The sequence below is a fragment of the Pseudomonas sp. 10S5 genome (assembly GCF_035019745.1).
Taxonomy (GTDB): domain Bacteria; phylum Pseudomonadota; class Gammaproteobacteria; order Pseudomonadales; family Pseudomonadaceae; genus Aquipseudomonas.
Map to the genome: position 1 here is coordinate 332,078 of NZ_JASJVL010000001.1, position 18,515 is coordinate 350,592.

Sequence of the window (18,515 nt, forward strand, 5' to 3'; positions counted from 1 at the left end):
GTGTTTCGCTCCATGGGTTCGCAAAGGCATCACAGTAAACAAAACGCAGTCACAATCGTAACGAATCTTTATAGTGTGGCCGTTTATGACGCAGATGACTCAGCGCATGAGAAACATCGTGGATTCAAGTGATCGAGGTTGCAACAGTGGATTTACAGCAGGGTTTCGTTCTGACCCGGCATTGGCGCGATACGCCCTCCGGTACCGAAGTCGAGTTCTGGTTGGCTACCGATGATGGCCCTCGGCACCTTCGCCTACCGCACCAACCCTCGGTGGCGTTCATTCCGGCTGAGCAACAAGAGCGAGCCTCCTCATTACTGCGCAGCGAACTTAACCTCCAATTCAAGCCGTTAGGCCTGTGTGATTTTCGCCACCGCCCTGTGCTCGGTTTGTATTGCCAGCAGCACCGGCAGTTGATGAATATCGATAAGCAATTACGCGCTTTCGCGGTCGATGTTTACGAGGCGGATGTTCGGCCGCCGGAACGCTACATGATGGAACGGTTTATCACTGCACCCGTGGCGTTCAGTGGAGAGCCAGACGCTAAGGGCCTGCTGCTCAATGCGCAGATGAAACCCGCGACCGACTATCGACCGTCACTGAAGCTGGTCTCTCTGGACATCGAAACCACCGCCCGTGGCGAGCTGTATTCCATTGCGCTAGAGGGGTGTGGCCAGCGTCAGGTTTACATGCTCGGGCCACCCAATGGGGTGGATGATGAGGTCGATTTTCTGTTTGAGTACTGCGCTACCCGGGCGCAGTTGCTGGAAAAACTCAACGAGTGGTTGGTCCGACACGACCCTGACGCAATCATCGGCTGGAACCTGGTGCAATTCGATCTGCGAGTGCTGCATGAACATGCGCAACGGCTGAAAGTGCCGTTACGCCTCGGACGCGGCGGCGAGGAAATGGGTTGGCGTGAGCACGGAACGCGTAACAATCATTACTTTGCGTCTGCGCCCGGGCGCTTGATCATCGATGGCATTGAAGCGCTGCGTTCGGCGACCTGGAGCTTTCCATCGTTCAGCCTGGAAAACGTCGCCCAAACCTTGTTGGGTGAGGGTAAAGCGATTAACAACGCCTACCAAAAGATGGACGAAATAAACCGCATGTTTGCCGAGGACAAGCCGGCGTTGGCGCGCTACAACCTTAAGGACTGCGAACTGGTGACGCGAATCTTCGCCAAAACCGAGTTGCTGACGTTTTTGCTGGAACGGGCCTCTGTGACGGGTTTGCCTGTTGACAGCAGCGGGGGATCAGTTGCGGCCTTCAGTAACCTCTATATGCCATTGATGCACCGCCAAGGATTTGTTGCGCCAAACCTGGGTGAGCGCCCACCTGAAGCCAGCCCTGGGGGATTTGTCATGGACTCGAAACCGGGTCTTTACGAATCGGTATTGGTCCTGGACTACAAAAGCCTGTACCCGTCAATTATCCGCACCTTCCTGATTGACCCGGTGGGGCTGGTTGAAGGCCTGCGCCACCCCGGTGATACCGAGTCGGTGCCGGGTTTTCGTGGCGCACGTTTCTCTCGCACGCGGCATTGTTTACCTTCGATCATTGCGCGCGTGTCCGAAGGCCGCGAAATAGCGAAGCGTGAGCGTAATGCGCCGTTGTCTCAGGCACTGAAAATCATCATGAACGCATTTTATGGCGTGCTCGGGTCCAGCGGCTGCCGCTTCTTCGACCCGCGTTTGGCGTCGTCCATCACCTTGCGCGGTCACGAAATCATGCGCAGGACTCGCGAGCTGATTGAGGCTGAAGGTTACGCCGTGATCTATGGCGATACCGACTCGACCTTCGTCTGGCTGCGTAGCACCCACTCCGAGGAAGATGCCGCCCGGATCGGCCGGGCGTTGGTCGCACGTGTGAATCAGTGGTGGCGTAAGCATGTGCGGGAGGCTTTTGGACTGGAGAGCGTGCTTGAGCTGCAATTCGAGACGCACTTTCGGCGCTTTCTGATGCCGACCCTTCGTGGTGCCGAGGAGGGCAGTAAGAAACGTTACGCAGGCTTGGTTACGCGAGCGGACGGTCGCGACGAGATGGTTTACAAGGGGCTGGAGACCGTCCGTACGGATTGGTCGCCATTAGCGCAGCAGTTCCAGAAGGAGCTTTATGAGCGAATCTTCAACCGGCAACCGTACCAAGACTACGTTCGCGATTACGTTCGCAAAACTCTAAAAGGCGAGCTTGATGACCTGTTGATTTACCGTAAGCGGCTGCGGCGTAAACTGGACGATTACCAACGTAACGTGCCACCCCACGTCCGCGCGGCGCGGATCGCCGACGAATACAACGCCCGGCAAGGTCGACCGCGGCAATATCAAAGCGGCGGTTGGATCAGCTATCTGATGACCACCGCGGGCCCTGAGCCACTGGAAACCCAAGCTGCACCCATCGACTACGACCACTACGTCACCCGCCAACTGCAACCTGTAGCGGACGCGATCTTGCCGTTTGTGAATGACGACTTCAGCACGTTGATTGGTGGTCAGATGGGCTTGTTTTGACGGCCGCAGGTGCTTTAGTCGGTAAACATTTGCTCAGACTTTAGTATCAGATCATCGCCGTCGATAGTAGGTATCTATGCGGGTAGTTTTTCATTTCAGGGTGCTGGCAGTAACTTAGCGCCATCAACTCGAACCCACCTTCCTTTGAACTACCTACTGGAGCTTAACCATGAAATGTACCCTTGCTTTCGGCTTTGCCCTTTCGGTTCTGGCCGCAACCTCAGCTTTCGCCAGCCCTCAGACCACCACCTCAGTTGCCAAGCCGGCAGTTGCTGAAGCGATACAGGCTCGCGTCGCTGACAACTCGGGCAAGACCTTTGATCGTCTGAGCAGCGACCTGCACAGCAACGTTATCGTTGCAGAAAATCGTAAAGAATTCGGTTCTCAGTATCAGCGTTATTGATCGACTCAACGCTAAAAAAGCCCGGTTGATCCGGGCTTTTTGCGGTCTGGGGGTTGGCGGACATACACATCGTCAGACCAATTGCAGCGCATTGGGTCGTGCGCCTGGGAACACGGCTTGAAGCTGCGAATTAGATAAACCCCAAGTGCGCCCCAATAACCCCCCGAGCAAGTCGCGGTAATTGTTGAGCACCGGATAGTCACGGTTTTGCAGCAATGTTTTTTGATTCACCGCTACTTGCTCACCAACGATTCGCCCGCCGCGAACGTTACCGCCAAGCACCCAATACACCGTGCCATGACCGTGATCGGTTCCGCGGTTGCCGTTTTCGCGAAACGTACGACCGAACTCGGACACCACAACTACCGTAGTGTTGTTCCACTCGTCACCCAGTGCTTGGGCATACGCCACCAAACCTTGGCCGAGGTTGGCCAAGTTGTTGGCGAGATTGCCCGTGGTGCTACCTTGATTAACGTGGGTATCCCAACCACCGACATCGACGAAACCCAACCGGTATTGGTCGCGCATCAAGGTGGCAATACGTTGAGTTTCGGCGGCGAAATTTTTCGCCGTGGCTGCGCCGCGATTGGCCCGCATCATCTCTTCCTCAAGGTCTTTTGACACGTGCTGGCGTAGCTCAAGGCCGTCAGACGCCGATGCGGCGAGTGGGGTGCCTTTGTACATACTGGCGAGGATCGAGGATTGTCGATCATCGAAAGCCGGTTTCGAAACACCTCGCAACGACAGATTCGGGATGTCTTTACCGCCTTGAAAACTCAGGGGCAATGCGTCAGTGAATGCAATCGGTGCACTGCCGGGAGCGGCCTGCGCCAGTCGGGCGAGAAAGCCCGAGCCGTAACCGTTGCGCTGCTGGCTCGGCTCACCCGATTCGATGTTGTCTTGGGTCTCGAAGTGGCTGCGCGATAGGTCGTCGGTGCCTGCAAACGGGACAAAGGCGACTTGTTTACGTTGCCATAGCGGGTAGATCGAGTCGCGCAACACTGGGTTTAGACCCCAATTAGAGTCGAGGGCGATGGCGCTGTCGAGGTTGCCTGTGTCAGGTCGGGCAATGGCCAGTGTTGGCCGCGATTCGTAATAGAAATCGCTGTTGTACGGCACTAGCAGGTTATTGCAATCATAGCCGCCACGTAGAAACACAAACAGAAACCGGGGCGCGGAAGGCGGCGCGGCAAATAATTTTCCGGAAAACGACAAGCTCGGCAACGCCGCAGCTGCGGCAGTCGCAATCAGGAATTCTCGACGGTTCATTAGGCACCTCCTGACGCAATGGGTCGTGGTGGAATTTCAATGATTCAGTCTGCCATGGCCATACTCGGGTGATCGGCGTTGTCATCGGCTGTTGAAATCGGGCGAGGACAGCAAATACGTGTTCCATTCCTGTTGTGAAGCTGCTTGTTCCAGCGCCCCTCGTGTTGCAGTACTCAAGCCTGGGGCCACCGCGTCGTAAAAAAGTCGGGTAGTGATCATCGGAAATCCTATACCTGCTTTTGGGCTGCCGTCGGGGGTGAACAGCCGGTTGTCGCCCCTGCCGATAATTCGGGCAATTTCAAACCGTTTAGACATCTGCCCCGAACTGGTCCAGCCGCTGGAGTTAAGCGGCCATCCGTCCGGGGTGACACGCCCGAACACGGGTTCACCCAGTTGGTTAAGCCAATTGACCATCGGCCTGGCATTGGCCAGAGGTTTACCGTCGTATGCCAGTCGGACCGATGAAGCAACGAACTGGATCGGATCCTTAAACTTCGTCCCGGCCGTCTGCTGCAACTCCTTGGATTGAAACAGCGTTCGCATAACCTGGGCTATGTCGCCATCTGTACGCTGGAAGGTTGCAGCCATGCGGTCGACCAACGCTTGCGGTGGATTGTCAGCTACAAAGTACTGAGCCAACTGACGAGAAATAAACACGGCACACGCTTTCTGGCGAGTGATCAGCTCAACAGCCTGGGCGATTTCGTTGAAACCTGAACCTCTGATGGGCTGCCCCAGCAGAACCTTGTCACTGAAGTCGTGACGCTTAGGATTGAACTCGAACAGGCCCTCATGAACCACGAACGGCGCCATTGCAGGTGGAAATTTTTGTTGCTTGCCATCAAGCGGTGCAAGTCCGGCGCCGGTCAGTATTAGTGCTAGTTGCTGCACGTCCTGCTGGGTGTATCCCGAACCCACACCGAGCGTATGCAACTCCATCAGCTCACGGGCATAATTTTCATTAACTTTACCTTGCGCGTTTTGGGCATTGTCCAAAAACTCTAACATCGCCGGACTTTTGAGCGTCGCCATCACTAAGTCCTTGAACTTACCGAGTGCATGCGGGCGGATAACTTGCTCCTCATAATCCGCCGCCATCCAGCGCACGCGCCCCTTGCCCATGTAGATGCTGAAGTGATTAAGCCAAAAGCTAATCAGCTGTTCCTTCAACTGATTAGGGCCATAAACCGCCCGCAACATAACGATTTCCTGTGCTTGCTGGCCGAACTCATTGGCCGCTTGTTGCGCGGCATTCTTGGCCGCTACTTTATCGTCGCCGTCAGGCATCGCGTTGAGCTGCTCCTGCTCCTGCTTGCGTGCGAGCAACGAAGATTGGAGCGAGGAAGTCAGGGCTGGGTAGCCGTGCAGCAACGTATTGATAGCCGATGGTAAAGAGTCAGGAATGCGGTCGCTCAACTGTGCTTCCAGCAGGCCCGTACGTCCCATCGAGCGCAAGCGCGCCAAGCTTGCTGCATCAAGATCGAAACCGTCCCGCCGCAGCCATGCGATGTCGCCAGTATTCAACGCAACCGGGGCGCTTGCCGTGACGTGGGTGGGAGCAAGCAACAAGCAAACCGACACACACAATGGGCGTAACGCGGTGCTGGATGCAGACATTTTAGAAGTTTCCCAGATAAGTTTTTCGTACCGTCGAACCGACGATCACAGGCGCATCTGGAAACATAGTGGTCGTATATTCACGCACCGGCAAGCGGCCTGGCACGCCCGTTAGACGTGGCTTGCAGCCGAATGTAATGGTCCGGTAAAGCTTCTGTTACTGACGAGCAGAGTGCGGTACGTTTCAAATTGTGTCTTAAAATTATTGAAGATTTGATCGAGGGATCGCTATGTTTTTACGTTGTGTTGCCGTTATGGCTGTGGTCGCTTTAACCAGCGGTTGCGTTGAACGTGTCGTCCATGAGCGCGTCGTTCACGAGCGTCCGGTACAGCCCGAATACGTTGAAGTCATCGCGCCACAACCCCCTCCTGAACGTATCGTCGAAGCGGTGCCAATTCGTCGTGAAGGTTTCATCTGGGCACATGGTTATTGGCGATGGGATGGGGCTCGTTACGTAGCCATCGGCGGACACTGGGAAGCGTTGCGTCCGGGTTATCGTTATGTACACCCGCATTGGGAACACCGTCCCGATGGCTGGCACTGGCGCGGCGGCAGCTGGGTCAATTAATTACAAACCTGTCAAAAAATTCATGTAGCGGGGATCGGGCTGAACACCCTTTTCCCCCAATATGGGATCGAGCTTAAAGCTCCTGTTGGCACAACGGTGTCGGCAGACCTAATTGGGCAATCTTATGAACACTTTGAAAACATTATTTATCATCGCTTTGCTCGGCACTTCTGTAAGTGCAATGGCCGAAGGTGGCGGCGATCAGGCCATGGCGCGGATGTTGGCGCTGAACGATACTGCGATGCAGCAGCAACACCAAGAAGAACAAGAGGTTCAAACACTCGGACATTCGGATCATTCAAAATCAGTGGCTAGCGCTGATGATGATGAATCCAATGAAACCGATCGCTCAGAATAATTTGATTCGGGCAAGGAGCCGGATTAGCGCTAGGATTTATTGATCCGGCACTGTGCCATAGACCCTGGATAGAAACGGCATCTGCACATTTTATTTGATCGGTTAAGCTTGCACTTAAGCAAAGTGGCACTCCTTATACCGAATGCGCAGACGCCTTATTTCTTGGAACTAACATTATTTTTTAGGGGTACTAGGCGTGGGCCAAATTTTATTTAATTTCGTTAGTGGTGTCGCCGTCCGCTCCACTGCCTTTGCCTACACCGGTTGATGTTGATTGATCGGCGCCGTTGTTATTCGACCCTTTGGTACCGGGAACATGAGTGGAGTTCTGATTCATCTTACTGGGCGGATTTAAGGTCCTGTCCGATGGAACTGTGCCCTCATCATTGGTAGGGTCAGCGCCCATGCCGGTTGTTGACGGCGTTTTGTTCATCGGATCGGCCGTGCCGGTTGTTTGTGCCATCGCCTGCAGCGAGCCAGTCAACAGTAGGGCAGTGAGTGCAAAAGTTGTCACATATTTGGCAGTCATGAGTTGTCTCCGGTGATTATCGGTCGTTACATGACTTGGGTGCTGCGCTATCAAATTAGTGCTTGAGATGACGACGAACGGCAATGGTAAAGGGGTGATACCTCAGAACGGTAAATGGGGCGAATGCCATCAACGGGCATGTTGACGAAGTTATGACTCCCGGGTTGGAGTTACGAAAGTTGCTTAGCGCTTTTCAGCGAGAAAGCAGCCCATGCTCCATCGCGTATTTGACCAATCCTGCTGGCTTATCAACGTTCAATTTGCGTCGAATACTCAATCGGTGGGTCTCGACGGTGCGCACGCTGATCGCCAGTTCCCGGGCGATCGTCTTGTTATCCAGGCCCCGAGCCAAACCCACCAACACCTGGCTTTCCCGGGGCGTAAGTTCCGTTTCGTCCGGCTTTTTGCTTGCCAGCTTTAGCGCGACTTCAGCGCTGTAAAACGTTCCACCTGCCGCAATCGCTTCAATGGCGGCGACGATTTCACGGGAGGGTGCGTTTTTCAATACATAACCGCTGGCGCCCGCTCGGATTGAGGTGGCGATATATTCCTGATTGTCGTACATGCTCAAAATCAGGATTTTGATAGCCGGGTACTGGGCTCGCAGCAGTCGGGTCAATTCCAGCCCGTTCATGTCCTTCAAACCGATGTCTACCAGCACTATATCTGGCGATACCTGGCCACACAGCTCGATGGCTTCGGGGCCATCTTCCGCTTCTCCCACCACGTTAAACGAAGGCCTTACGGCCAACAGCGCGCGTATACCGTCACGAACTAACGCATGATCGTCCACCAGGGCAATACGAATGGGGTGTGCAGGGGTCATGAGTAGACTCGGGTTGGGGGAAACGATGAACGGGGTCGAGTGGGCAGGGTCACGCTCAGTTCGCTGCTGCCAGGCACCGACGTCAGGCTGAACTGGCCGTCGAAATGGTCAACCCGCTCGCGGATGTTACGTAAGCCGATGCCCCCCTGTATCGACTCCAAACGGTTGATCTTGAAACCGACCCCATCGTCGCAGACCGACAATTTTACATGGATCGAGTCACCTCCAAGGTCGATGTAGACGTTCTTGGCTTGGGCATGGCGTTCGATGTTGGTCAGGGCTTCCTGAAGGATACGGAACATTGCCACGGGTGCACCGTCCACCAACTGAAAGTCGCCTAGGTTGTTTTGATAGTGCACGGTCAAACCGCTGCGGGCTTCAAACTCGGTCACCAACTGCGCGATGGCGGCAGCAAGCCCCAGGGTGTCCAGCAGGGAAGGGCGCAGATCATGGGAAATACTTCGGACTTCGCCAATCGCATCGGCCAGCCGGTCTATACCTTGGCGCAAAATATCCGGGCCTTTGCCGCTCGCCGCTTCCAGTTCAAGGCCAGCCAATTCGAATTGAAATTTGATCGACACCAGCACTTGGCTGATGCCGTCGTGCAGCTCGCGGGAAAGTCTTGAACGCTCTTCTTCTTGCAGGCTAACGATCCGTTGGGTCAAGCCTTGGAGTTTTTTATCCGCCAAGCGATGTTCACTGGCGTTCAAGGTCAGGCCGCAGGCAAATACCAGCAGCACCGCGATCAACGCCACAATGCCGATGGCCAGCATCGTGGTGTGTATGCCCCGCGCCACTTCTTCACGGGTTTGGCGGGTGGCGTGTTTGACGTCTTCCAGGTAAATCCCGGTGCCAAGCATCCAGCCCCAACGGTCGAGCATGACCACGTAGGCGAGTTTGTCGGTGACTTGGCCGGTAGACGGTTTCTTCCACGCATAGGGCTGAAAACCGTCGCCGCTTTGTGCGCTTTTCAGCAACGCCTGAATTACCAGCAGCCCATGCGGGTCGGTCATATTCCACAGATCGCGGCCCACCAGATCGGCTTGCCGAGGGTGCATCAGGCTGCGGCCGTTGTGGTCGTAAACGAAAAAATAGCCGTTGATCCCGAAACTCAGCTTTGCCAATTCGTTGAGCACTTGTTGCTTGGTTTGCTCGTCGTCGCGGCCGCTTTTATATAACGGTGCCAGTGAGCTCATGGCCATTTCTACGTAGTTCTTCAGCTCTGCGCGTTTGCTGGCAAGGATGCTGTCTTCGATCAATTGCGCTTGCTGCTCGCCCAGTCGTTGGTTCTGAAAAATCACCAAGGCGCTGATAATCGCGACGGCGAGTATCAGCGGCAGAATGCCGAGCGCGACAATTTTGTGTTTGAGCTGCATGACGGGTGAAGTCCGGGTGATAGGCCGTGAAGGGGCACAAGGTAGCTGCATATGCCGGCATTTTATCCACGTAGTACTACGTAGGCGCGCCGGTAGTATTGCGGATGTCTATGCAGGCACGGTGCGCGGATAGTAGCCGGGCTCATTTCACAGAGCACACAATAACAATTATCGCCGCAGGATTACGGTCCTCGGCAGGAGACCCACAATGACCCGACTGACCAAACATCTTGCTTGGTTTGCCGTTGCCTGCTTGGGGGCATTCGCACTGGGTGTCGTCGCGCTGCGCCGCGGTGAAGCCGTCAATGCCCTCTGGATCGTGGTTGCTGCAGTCGCAATCTATCTGGTTGCCTACCGCTATTACAGCAAGTTCATCGCTACGAAAGTGATGCGGCTGGACCCCAATCGCGCCACCCCCGCAGTTCTCAATAACGATGGTCTGGACTATGTGCCGACCAACAAACACATCCTGTTTGGTCACCATTTTGCCGCCATTGCAGGCGCTGGCCCTTTGGTCGGCCCGGTGCTTGCCGCGCAAATGGGTTACTTGCCTGGAACCCTGTGGCTGATTGCCGGCGTGGTATTCGCAGGTGCGGTGCAGGATTTCCTGGTGCTGTTCATGTCGACCCGGCGCAACGGTCGTTCGCTGGGCGAAATGGTTCGTGAGGAAATGGGCCAAGTCCCAGGTACCATTGCACTGTTCGGCTGCTTCCTGATCATGATCATCATCCTCGCGGTGCTGGCGCTGATCGTGGTCAAAGCCCTGGCGGACAGCCCGTGGGGCATGTTCACCGTCATGGCAACCATTCCGTTGGCGATGTTCATGGGCGTGTACATGCGCTACATACGTCCCGGGCGAATTGGTGAGATTTCAGTGATCGGCGTGGTTTTGCTGCTGGCGTCGATCTGGGCGGGTGGTCACGTGGCTGCTGATCCGGTGTGGGCCAAAGCGTTCACGTTTACCGGTATCCAAATCACCTGGATGTTGGTGGGTTACGGCTTCGTCGCCGCGGTATTACCGGTCTGGCTATTGTTGGCGCCACGGGATTACCTGTCGACGTTCCTGAAAATTGGCACCATTCTCGCGTTGGCTATCGGCATCCTGGTTCTTGCTCCGGAGCTTAAAATGCCGGCATTGACTCAGTTCACGGACGGCACCGGTCCGGTGTGGAAAGGTGGCTTGTTCCCATTCCTTTTCATCACCATTGCCTGTGGCGCGGTGTCGGGTTTCCACGCGCTGATCGCGTCGGGGACTACGCCGAAGCTGCTCGATAGTGAAGCCAATTCCCGTTACATCGGTTACGGTGCCATGCTCATGGAGTCGTTCGTCGCCATCATGGCCATGGTCGCAGCTTCGGTTATCGATCCTGGCGTGTACTTCGCCATGAACAGCCCGGCAGCGATTGTCGGCGGTGACGTAGTAACTGTTGCGCACACCGTCAGCAGTTGGGGCTTTGCCATCACACCGGATGCGTTGATCGCTGTAGCAAAAGACATCGGCGAAACCACAGTGCTGGCCCGAGCGGGCGGCGCGCCGACCCTGGCGGTGGGTATTGCGCAAATTCTGCACCAAGTGCTGCCAGGCAAAGACACCATGGCGTTCTGGTACCACTTCGCGATTCTGTTTGAAGCGCTGTTCATTTTGACGGCGGTGGATGCTGGCACCCGAGCGGGTCGTTTCATGCTTCAGGATTTGCTCGGCACCTTTGTTCCGGCGCTCAAACGGACGGAATCGTGGACGGCCAACCTGATCGCCACCGGCGGTTGCGTCGCGATGTGGGGTTATCTGCTGTACCAAGGCGTGATCGATCCATTGGGTGGCATCAACACCTTGTGGCCACTGTTCGGTATTTCAAACCAGATGCTAGCGGGCATTGCATTGATGCTTGCCACCGTGGTCTTGATCAAAATGAAGCGCCAGCGCTACATTTGGGTGCCGATGCTGCCAGCCGTTTGGTTGCTGATCTGCACCACAACCGCAGGCTACATAAAGCTGTTCGACCCAAGCCCGGCGCTGGGTTTCCTCGCTTTGGCGAGCAAATACAAAACGGCACTAGATGCAGGCCAGGTACTGGCTCCGGCCAAGACTATTGACCAGATGCAGCACGTAATATTCAACGCGTACACCAACGCCACGTTGACCGCGCTGTTCCTGTTCGTGGTGTTCGCCATTCTGTTCTACGCGATCAAGGTCGGCGTAGCGGCATGGGGCAGTAAAGAACGCACCGATAAAGAAGCGCCATTCCAGGCCATGCCGACAGCTCGCTAACGCTTTGTGCCGCTTCCTGTGGGACCGAGTAAATTCGGATCCCACAGGGATCGGGCGATTCACACCTCTTTTGTAGCTCGCTGCCGCAGGCCGCGATCTGCGGTTCTATAGCAGCCTTTGGCACCTACATGCTTACGCACGCGGCACTGAAGTTTGTCCAAACAGGATTTTTTTGCCTTCTTCGGTCACTGCTGGACGACTTGAAAAAGGTTCGGCCTTGGCATACGCACGAACCGTTGCTGGTCGGGCATGAATAGCATCGAACCAGCGGCGCAAGTCGGGGAAGTCATCCAGGTTCTGTTGCTGGTTTTTCCACGGCACGATCCACGGGTAAGCGGCCATGTCGGCAATACTGTAGTGATCGCCGCCAATGAACTCACGGCCCACCAATCGCCGATTCAGCACGCCGTACAAACGATTGGTTTCGCTGACGTAGCGATTGATCGCGTAAGGAAGCTTTTCGGGCGCATAGAGACCAAAGTGGTGATTTTGCCCAGCCATAGGCCCTAGGCCACCCATTTGCCAGAACAGCCACTCAGTCACGGTCTTGCGTGCCCGTACGTCAGTGGGCAGAAACTGTCCGGTTTTCTCGGCCAGATACAGCAAAATCGCGCCGGATTCAAACACGGTGATCGGTTCGCCGTCGTCAGCAGGTTCGGTGTCGATGATCGCTGGCATTCTGTTGTTGGGTGAAAACGCCAGAAACTCGGGCTTGAACTGATCTCCAGCGCTGATGTCGATTGGATGAAGGTTGTAGGCCAGGCCCGACTCTTCGAGAAAAATCGTGATTTTGTGGCCGTTAGGGGTTGGCCAATAGTAGAGCTCAATCATGGTCAGGTGTTTCCTGTGCAGTGAATTGGCAGTCGAGTAACGCAAAGGCCGGTCGTACCATACCTTGTAATAAGTCTCGCTCTGGCCGGACGCGCGCCAGCACGCGAATGCCTAACAACAGACCTAATAACAAGCGGGCCAAATCTTCGGCGGTTTGCACGATAGAAATGTTACCGGCACGTTGGCCGGCGGCGACGCAGCGGCAGAAAAACGCTTCGATCTGAATCAGAACATCCGCAACGATTTGCTGGAAACCAAGATCATGTGGGGCGACTTCAACCGCTGCGTTGACCAATAAGCAGCCTTTGCGCTGCGGATCGTCGAGCGAGCGCTCAATGATCTCTTCGAAGAACGCTGCAATTGCTTGATGCGGTGGCAATTGCGCTTCAAGTTGTTTGATCCAGTCCAGTGACCCGCACTCGACATAACGATCCAGCACGCGCTGGTAAAGCGAACGCTTGTCGCCGAAGGCGTTGTAGAGACTGGCGCCGGTGATCCCCATGCTTTGCGTGAGGTTTCGAATGGAGGTAGCCTCATAGCCACGGGCCCAAAAGCACAAAGTCGCTGCGTCTAGTGCCGCGGCTTCGTCGAATTCTCTTGGCCGAGCCATTAAGTATTTCCTCGCATTGGGAACGAAGCCGTTGCCCCTTTTTTCGTTACCGATTATTCTAAATCAATCGTTCTAAAATACAAAGGTGAAGCAATGATCCGTTTCTATTTCCACCCGACACCGAATCCGGCAAAAGTCGCGCTGATGCTAGAAGAAACCGGAATCTCCTACGAGGTGGTTCCGGTTGATACCAGCAAAGGCGAGCAGCACACAGCCGAGTATCTAGCCATCAACCCCAATGGCAAGGTTCCCGCCATCGTCGACACGGATGGACCGGGTGGCGTTGAAACGCGGGTATTTGATTCCAGCGCAATTCTGTTTTACCTGGGCGAAAAGACCGCTCAGTTCATGGGTTCGCCCGCAGACCGGCCAGAACTGCTGTCCTGGTTGTTCTTCATTGGCACTGGCGTGGGACCTTTTTCGGGCCAAGCGGTGCATTTTCAATACGCGGCGCCAGAAGGTAATGAATACGCGATCAATCGCTACCGGCGTGAAATTGAGCGGCACTATCAGGTATTAGATGAGCGCTTGGCAGGGCGTGATTACCTCGTCGGTGATACTTACACGATCGTCGACATCTCGGCATGGGGCTGGTTGGGCATGGCTTCGCGCGTGCTTAAAGGCGAAGCCGATCCGTTGGCAGCATTCCCTAACCTCAAACGCTGGTTCCAGGCCATCGACGCGCGCCCAGCGGTAGTACGCGCCCGTGCAGTCGGCAACCAGCATGTGTTCAAAAAAGAGATGGACGAGGAAGCGCGGCGTGCGTTGTTCCCGTTTAACTATCCCAAAGGCAGCTAATCAGCGAAGGGAGTGTTGATGTTGTCGTCGGCATTCCCTGGTTCTGGCCAAACGCCTGGCGCTGCAGTTACTGCGGCTGATTCATCGAGTCATTGAACGGGATGACAAGCGCCACCTCCTTAGCGACCGACGCCAGCATCATCAACCTGATGCAGGTCGTTCGCGGTTTTTAGTTAGTCAGGCTTGTCGGCGAGCGCCCGTCAGCTACAGTTGCAGCAACCTCTCTGCTGGCATCTGTCCAAGGAAGTTTCAATGCGCTTGATCTGTTTCGCGATTCCTCTTTTATTGGCGGGTTGCTCCTCATTCACTGCCGATCCAGACAAAGTGACCCATGTGCCAGCAGAGCGCTTACTCGCGTTTCAACAACCGGTGGAAGGCGCAGGAGGGCAGATCATAGTCAACCGTGACATTGGCATGCTCGGTGGCGGCTGCTACGTGGCATTCTCGATTGACCGCACAGTCGCTGCGCGAATCGGCATCGGCGAAGAAGCCCACTTTCAAGCACCGGCCGGTGCTCGTATTGTCGGTATTGGTCTCGACGAACAGGACGGCTCTATGTGCAGCAAAGGTCGATTGCACCGTGAGCTGGCTGTTCAATTGAAGAGCGGCGCCAGTCAATATTTTCGAATCGTCAGTGACTCAGTGAGCGGCTTCGGGATAGTGCCGGTGGCTCAATAGGTGTGAGCACGTTTACTGCGCAGGTCGTTTGAGCGCGAATATAGTCTGTCAGGTGCCCAAGGTGCTGCATGCACGGTCGCTGTCACGGATGAATTCGCTTCAAAGATGTTGGGCTTTGTCTCGTACTATTTTTGAGTGTTGGCAGTCGTGATTAGGCCGGTATAATCAGCGCCCGCGGATGAAATTCCATCTGTGGCAAATTGTCCCTTGAACTAGCCGGCAATGCCCGGCTCCAAGGATTGGATTTGCATTATGATCAGTCGAGCCTATGACATCGTCCCCAGCCTGGATCATCTGCGAACACTGCGACTCGGTTTATAAGTTCACAACGCTGGCCGCAGGCCAAACCGCGCGGTGTACACGTTGTGCTGCCATTCTTGGACGCGGCGGCCAACTGAGCATTCAACAACTGTTGGCATTGTCGATCAGCGCCGCAGTGTTGTTTATCTTCGCCAATGCTTTTCCGGTCATATCCATCAGTCTGCAAGGCTTGAGTAATCAAGCAACCTTGTGGCAATCGGTGCAAGCCTTGGCGCAAGGGCAAATAAGCCCGATGGCGGCAGTGGCAGGACTGACGATTATTCTTGCGCCTTTTCTGCAGATTTCCCTGCTCTGCTGGGTACTTGGTTTCGCCTTGGTCGGGCGAGCGGCACCTGGTTTTAAAGCGTGCATGCGCACGCTGGAACACCTGCGGCCCTGGAGCATGCTTGAGGTGTGTTTATTAGGCATTCTGGTGGCAATCATTAAATTGTCCGGCATGCTCGATGTCCACCCTGGCGTTGGTCTATGGGCTTTAGGCATATTGACCGTACTAATCATTCTGATTTCGGGCAAAGGCATTCGCCGGCTGTGGAACGACCTCGAAGGTGTCATCCCATGAGTCAGCCGCCGTATGCCAGCGAAATGAATCTGGTCCTGTGCCATACCTGCGGCTACCCCTGCTCGGTGGACGATGCACGCTGCCCTCGTTGTAATTCAAACGTTCATCGACGCAAACCTAATAGCCTGAACCGAACTTGGGCTTTTTTGCTGGCCAGTCTGATCTGCTATATCCCGGCCAACTTATTGCCGGTGATGTACACCAACATTTTTAGCAGCGGCAGTGAAAACACGATTTTTAGCGGAATTATGGAGTTCTGGAGCGACGGTTCTTGGGACCTTGCGTTGTTGATTTTCATTGCCAGCGTGGCAGTGCCGTGTGTGAAGTTTCTAGTGTTGGGCACGCTGCTGATTACCTGCCAACGCCGCAGTCACTGGGCCAGGCGGGAGCGAGCCAAGCTTTATCGGCTGATCGAAATAGTCGGTTACTGGTCGATGCTAGACGTGCTGGTGGTGGCTTTGATCGCTGCCTTGGTGCAGTTTCGCTCGTTGAGCACCATTGACCCGCGCATGGGTATTTTGTTTTTTGGTTTGGTGGTGGTCCTGACCATGTTAGCCGCCATTAGTTTTGATCCCCGGCTCATATGGGATACAGAGGTTGAAGATGTCTGATCACCCACGCTCCACCGTTCACCCGACGTCGGGCTCACCGTCTCCCGGTGCTCCGGAGATTAAACATCGAAACTTTAACGTGTCGCTGGTGTGGATTGTACCCATTGTGGCGGCGTTGGTCGGGTTGTCCATGGTCGCGCACAATATCATTTCGGCGGGGCCTCAAATCAGTGTCAGTTTCCAGACTGCTCAAGGGCTTGAGGTCAACAAAACTCAAGTCAAATATAAAAATGTGGTGATTGGAAAAGTCACCGCCATCGCTCTGAGCGAAGACCGCAATCGCGTTGATGCGACCATTGATCTGGATGCATCTGCCAAGTCGTTCGCCACAGAAGGTTCACGCTTCTGGGTCGTAAGGCCTCGCATTGGCGCGAATGGTATTTCGGGGGTTGATACGTTGCTGTCCGGCTCCTTTATTGGTGCCGACGCGGGCGAGCCTGATTCAGATCAGACCAAAAAGAATTTTGTAGGCCTAGAGACACCGCCGCCAGTGACCTACGGCGAAAAGGGCAAACGCTATACCTTACACACCGACACCCTAGGGTCGCTGGACATTGGTTCGGACGTTTATTACCGCCGTATCGCGGTAGGTCAGGTTGTCTCCTATCAGTTGTCCGAAGATGGTAAAGGCGTCGACGTGCAAATTTTCGTCCACTCGCCAAATGACCAGTTCGTGACCAAAGACACACGATTCTGGAATGCCAGTGGTGTGAATGTCAGTCTGGACGCCAACGGCCTTAAGGTAGATACCGAATCGGTTTCATCGATACTGGCCGGCGGTATCGCTTTCGTCGAACCAAAATACAGCCCTAATCCGGTGGTCGCTGAGGAAGATGCCACGTTTTCGTTGTTTGCCGATCAGCAAACCGCTATGGCGCCGGCTGACGGAAATCCGCACTTTATCCGTATGCGTTTTGATCAACCACTACGTGGCCTATCGGTCAACGCACCGGTTGAGTTCCATGGGGTCAACATCGGTCGTGTCGTATCCGTAGATCTTGATTATGACGCGGCGAAAAAAGACTTCCCGACCATGATCGGTGCGGTTATTTACCCCAATAGGCTGGGTAAGGCCCACGAGACGCTATTGAAGCAGGCTGGCCCTGACACAGCTGACGACCTTCGAACCCAAGCGTTAATCGCTGAATTTGTTAAACAGGGGCTGCGTGCGCAGGCCCGGAGCGGCAACTTGTTAACCGGACAACTGTACATCGCACTGGATTTCGTCCCTAACGCCAAAGCGGTTACTTTTGACTCAACTGCGCAAACGTTGGATATCCCGACCATACCCGGAAGCCTGGACAAACTTCAGGAGCAGTTACAGCAGATTGTCGACAAGATCAGCAAGTTGCCCATTGATCAGATTGCCAACAATCTCAACGGTAGCTTGACCGAACTTCAGAAAACCTTGAAACAAGTCAATGGCAGCGTATTGCCGCAGATGCGCGACACCCTGGAGCAAACCAAAAAAACCCTGGCTTCGGCCAACGATAGTTTTTCTGAGGATTCTCCGCAGCGTCAGGAATTAGGTCAGGCCATGCAAGAAGTGAAGCGCACCGCGCGATCGGTGCGGGTGCTGACCGATTTCCTCGGTCGGCATCCTGAAGCATTGATTCGTGGACGTTTGAAAACCGCTCAGCCTGATGGCTACACATCCTCGCCTACGTCTTCTCGAGAGATTGATCCGCAATGATTCCAATGAAAAGTCGTTTGTTTGCCCTCTTCGCTTCGCTGGGTTTGGCTGCATGCGTGTCGGCGCCGACGCATTACTACACGTTGGTACCTACTGCTAACGACGCTCGGCCTAGCAACGGCGCGCCAGCGTTTCAATTCGAGATGCAACCGGTGCTGATACCGGTGCAAGTTGATCAGCCTCAGGTGGTGGTGAGACTCAGCAGCGGGGCGTTGTCGATCCTTGAAACCGAACGCTGGAGCGCGCCGCTTGCTGATGAATTTCACGACTCCTTGGCCAACCAAATGGAACTGCGACTCGGTACTCGAAACCTTGAAGGCTTGCCTAAAGTGCCAGGTCGTCCGGTCATTTCACTGCAAACCGACGTACGACGATTCGATTCAATACCCGGTCAGTACGCGCTGATCGACGTGGTATGGAGCATCAGTCGCAGGCTTGATACCGAACAACGTCGTAGCTTGACGTGCAGCTCAACCCTTCGACAGCCAGCAGGAATACAGGTGCAAGACGTGGTCATGGCGCATCAACAAGTCATCGCGCAGTTGGCGGCTATAATCGCGGTAACCGCACGCAAATGGGCACAAGATCCCGGCGTAGGTTGTCCTTAGCCTGTCCATTTGATTTTACTCGTCTGGGATGCCGAGGTTTGCCATGCGTGACGACTCGAACTCCACGCCCAGCCCAGCTT

General features: G+C 55.0%; 18 protein-coding genes. 11 read left to right on the forward strand and 7 right to left on the reverse strand.

Features of this window, described 5'->3' with window-relative positions; translation table 11 throughout:
* Positions 1–146 precede the first annotated feature (146 nt).
* Together QN378_RS01500 and QN378_RS01505 are read left to right on the forward strand one after the other, a co-directional pair.
* A complete protein-coding gene (locus tag QN378_RS01500) occupies positions 147–2,510 on the forward strand; it encodes a DNA polymerase II (protein WP_323547202.1) in 2,364 nt (787 codons plus the stop codon).
* A 169-nt stretch (positions 2,511–2,679) separates the two neighbouring features.
* On the forward strand, positions 2,680–2,913 hold the full coding sequence (locus QN378_RS01505; RefSeq protein ID WP_323547200.1) for a hypothetical protein: 234 nt from the start codon (positions 2,680–2,682) through the stop codon (positions 2,911–2,913).
* Positions 2,914–2,985: 72 nt separating this feature from the next.
* Here QN378_RS01505 and QN378_RS01510 read toward each other — a convergent pair whose 3' ends face one another.
* Positions 2,986–4,182, reverse strand: coding sequence for a DUF1501 domain-containing protein (locus QN378_RS01510; protein ID WP_323547199.1), 1,197 nt, complete (start codon positions 4,180–4,182; stop codon positions 2,986–2,988).
* 81 nt (positions 4,183–4,263) lie between these two features.
* Positions 4,264–5,799, reverse strand: coding sequence for a DUF1800 domain-containing protein (locus QN378_RS01515; protein ID WP_323547197.1), 1,536 nt, complete (start codon positions 5,797–5,799; stop codon positions 4,264–4,266).
* Between the two features lie 230 nt (positions 5,800–6,029).
* Here QN378_RS01515 and QN378_RS01520 point away from each other — a divergent pair, with 230 nt between their 5' ends.
* Positions 6,030–6,368 carry a hypothetical protein gene (locus tag QN378_RS01520; protein ID WP_323547195.1) on the forward strand — a complete coding sequence of 113 codons (339 nt, stop codon included), beginning with the start codon at positions 6,030–6,032 and terminating at the stop codon, positions 6,366–6,368.
* 124 nt (positions 6,369–6,492) lie between these two features.
* Entirely contained in the window at positions 6,493–6,726 is a 234-nt protein-coding gene (locus QN378_RS01525; protein ID WP_323547193.1) for a co-regulatory protein PtrA N-terminal domain-containing protein, read from the forward strand.
* A 208-nt stretch (positions 6,727–6,934) separates the two neighbouring features.
* Here QN378_RS01525 and QN378_RS01530 read toward each other — a convergent pair whose 3' ends face one another.
* From QN378_RS01530 to QN378_RS01540, 3 genes are all read right to left on the reverse strand, one after another.
* Positions 6,935–7,255, reverse strand: a complete 321-nt coding sequence (locus QN378_RS01530) for a hypothetical protein (RefSeq protein ID WP_322203833.1) — start codon at positions 7,253–7,255, stop codon at positions 6,935–6,937.
* Positions 7,256–7,448: 193 nt separating this feature from the next.
* The gene (locus QN378_RS01535) at positions 7,449–8,081 is read right to left on the reverse strand and encodes a response regulator transcription factor (RefSeq protein ID WP_322203832.1); all 633 of its coding nucleotides are present in this window, start codon (positions 8,079–8,081) and stop codon (positions 7,449–7,451) included.
* Complete coding sequence (locus tag QN378_RS01540) at positions 8,078–9,457, reverse strand: cache domain-containing protein (protein ID WP_323547191.1); 1,380 nt, start codon at positions 9,455–9,457, stop codon at positions 8,078–8,080. The genes QN378_RS01535 and QN378_RS01540 overlap by 4 nt, the downstream gene beginning before the upstream one ends.
* A gap of 208 nt (positions 9,458–9,665) precedes the next feature.
* Between QN378_RS01540 and QN378_RS01545 the strand changes: the two genes are divergently transcribed.
* Positions 9,666–11,726 (forward strand): carbon starvation CstA family protein, encoded by a 2,061-nt coding sequence (locus QN378_RS01545; RefSeq protein WP_323547189.1) that lies wholly within the window; start codon positions 9,666–9,668, stop codon positions 11,724–11,726.
* A gap of 132 nt (positions 11,727–11,858) precedes the next feature.
* On the opposite strand, the gene QN378_RS01550 is transcribed toward QN378_RS01545, so the two are convergent.
* Both QN378_RS01550 and QN378_RS01555 read right to left on the reverse strand, forming a co-directional pair.
* The gene (locus QN378_RS01550; RefSeq protein ID WP_322203827.1) at positions 11,859–12,557 is read right to left on the reverse strand and encodes a glutathione S-transferase N-terminal domain-containing protein; all 699 of its coding nucleotides are present in this window, start codon (positions 12,555–12,557) and stop codon (positions 11,859–11,861) included.
* Positions 12,550–13,167 (reverse strand): TetR/AcrR family transcriptional regulator, encoded by a 618-nt coding sequence (locus QN378_RS01555; protein WP_322203825.1) that lies wholly within the window; start codon positions 13,165–13,167, stop codon positions 12,550–12,552. Before QN378_RS01555 ends, QN378_RS01550 begins: the two co-directional genes overlap by 8 nt.
* Positions 13,168–13,260: 93 nt before the next feature.
* Here QN378_RS01555 and QN378_RS01560 point away from each other — a divergent pair, with 93 nt between their 5' ends.
* From QN378_RS01560 to QN378_RS01585, 6 genes are all read left to right on the forward strand, one after another.
* The gene (locus QN378_RS01560; protein WP_322203824.1) at positions 13,261–13,965 is read left to right on the forward strand and encodes a glutathione S-transferase family protein; all 705 of its coding nucleotides are present in this window, start codon (positions 13,261–13,263) and stop codon (positions 13,963–13,965) included.
* A 252-nt stretch (positions 13,966–14,217) separates the two neighbouring features.
* Positions 14,218–14,643, forward strand: a complete 426-nt coding sequence (locus QN378_RS01565; RefSeq protein WP_323547185.1) for a 3-isopropylmalate dehydratase — start codon at positions 14,218–14,220, stop codon at positions 14,641–14,643.
* A 268-nt stretch (positions 14,644–14,911) separates the two neighbouring features.
* Complete coding sequence (locus QN378_RS01570) at positions 14,912–15,523, forward strand: paraquat-inducible protein A (protein WP_323547183.1); 612 nt, start codon at positions 14,912–14,914, stop codon at positions 15,521–15,523.
* Positions 15,520–16,134 (forward strand): paraquat-inducible protein A, encoded by a 615-nt coding sequence (locus QN378_RS01575; protein WP_322203818.1) that lies wholly within the window; start codon positions 15,520–15,522, stop codon positions 16,132–16,134. The genes QN378_RS01570 and QN378_RS01575 overlap by 4 nt, the downstream gene beginning before the upstream one ends.
* Entirely contained in the window at positions 16,127–17,827 is a 1,701-nt protein-coding gene (locus QN378_RS01580) for an intermembrane transport protein PqiB (RefSeq protein WP_323547181.1), read from the forward strand. The genes QN378_RS01575 and QN378_RS01580 overlap by 8 nt, the downstream gene beginning before the upstream one ends.
* Positions 17,828–17,832: 5 nt before the next feature.
* On the forward strand, positions 17,833–18,435 hold the full coding sequence (locus QN378_RS01585) for a PqiC family protein (protein ID WP_323547180.1): 603 nt from the start codon (positions 17,833–17,835) through the stop codon (positions 18,433–18,435).
* The last annotated feature ends 80 nt before the right edge of the window (positions 18,436–18,515 follow it).

Excerpts from the sequence above, each read along its gene's own strand:
- QN378_RS01545 (WP_323547189.1), top strand. The coding sequence starts at position 9,666 with ATGACCCGACTGACCAAACATCTTGCTTGGTTTGCCGTTGCCTGCTTG.
- QN378_RS01565 (WP_323547185.1), top strand. The coding sequence starts at position 14,218 with ATGCGCTTGATCTGTTTCGCGATTCCTCTTTTATTGGCGGGTTGCTCC.
- QN378_RS01585 (WP_323547180.1), top strand. The coding sequence starts at position 17,833 with ATGAAAAGTCGTTTGTTTGCCCTCTTCGCTTCGCTGGGTTTGGCTGCA.
- QN378_RS01520 (WP_323547195.1), top strand. The coding sequence starts at position 6,030 with ATGTTTTTACGTTGTGTTGCCGTTATGGCTGTGGTCGCTTTAACCAGC.
- QN378_RS01560 (WP_322203824.1), top strand. The coding sequence starts at position 13,261 with ATGATCCGTTTCTATTTCCACCCGACACCGAATCCGGCAAAAGTCGCG.
- QN378_RS01555 (WP_322203825.1), bottom strand. The coding sequence starts at position 13,167 with ATGGCTCGGCCAAGAGAATTCGACGAAGCCGCGGCACTAGACGCAGCG.
- QN378_RS01550 (WP_322203827.1), bottom strand. The coding sequence starts at position 12,557 with ATGATTGAGCTCTACTATTGGCCAACCCCTAACGGCCACAAAATCACG.
- QN378_RS01525 (WP_323547193.1), top strand. The coding sequence starts at position 6,493 with ATGAACACTTTGAAAACATTATTTATCATCGCTTTGCTCGGCACTTCT.
- QN378_RS01505 (WP_323547200.1), top strand. The coding sequence starts at position 2,680 with ATGAAATGTACCCTTGCTTTCGGCTTTGCCCTTTCGGTTCTGGCCGCA.
- QN378_RS01535 (WP_322203832.1), bottom strand. The coding sequence starts at position 8,081 with ATGACCCCTGCACACCCCATTCGTATTGCCCTGGTGGACGATCATGCG.
- QN378_RS01515 (WP_323547197.1), bottom strand. The coding sequence starts at position 5,799 with ATGTCTGCATCCAGCACCGCGTTACGCCCATTGTGTGTGTCGGTTTGC.
- QN378_RS01580 (WP_323547181.1), top strand. The coding sequence starts at position 16,127 with ATGTCTGATCACCCACGCTCCACCGTTCACCCGACGTCGGGCTCACCG.
- QN378_RS01575 (WP_322203818.1), top strand. The coding sequence starts at position 15,520 with ATGAGTCAGCCGCCGTATGCCAGCGAAATGAATCTGGTCCTGTGCCAT.
- QN378_RS01530 (WP_322203833.1), bottom strand. The coding sequence starts at position 7,255 with ATGACTGCCAAATATGTGACAACTTTTGCACTCACTGCCCTACTGTTG.
- QN378_RS01570 (WP_323547183.1), top strand. The coding sequence starts at position 14,912 with ATGACATCGTCCCCAGCCTGGATCATCTGCGAACACTGCGACTCGGTT.
- QN378_RS01540 (WP_323547191.1), bottom strand. The coding sequence starts at position 9,457 with ATGCAGCTCAAACACAAAATTGTCGCGCTCGGCATTCTGCCGCTGATA.
- QN378_RS01510 (WP_323547199.1), bottom strand. The coding sequence starts at position 4,182 with ATGAACCGTCGAGAATTCCTGATTGCGACTGCCGCAGCTGCGGCGTTG.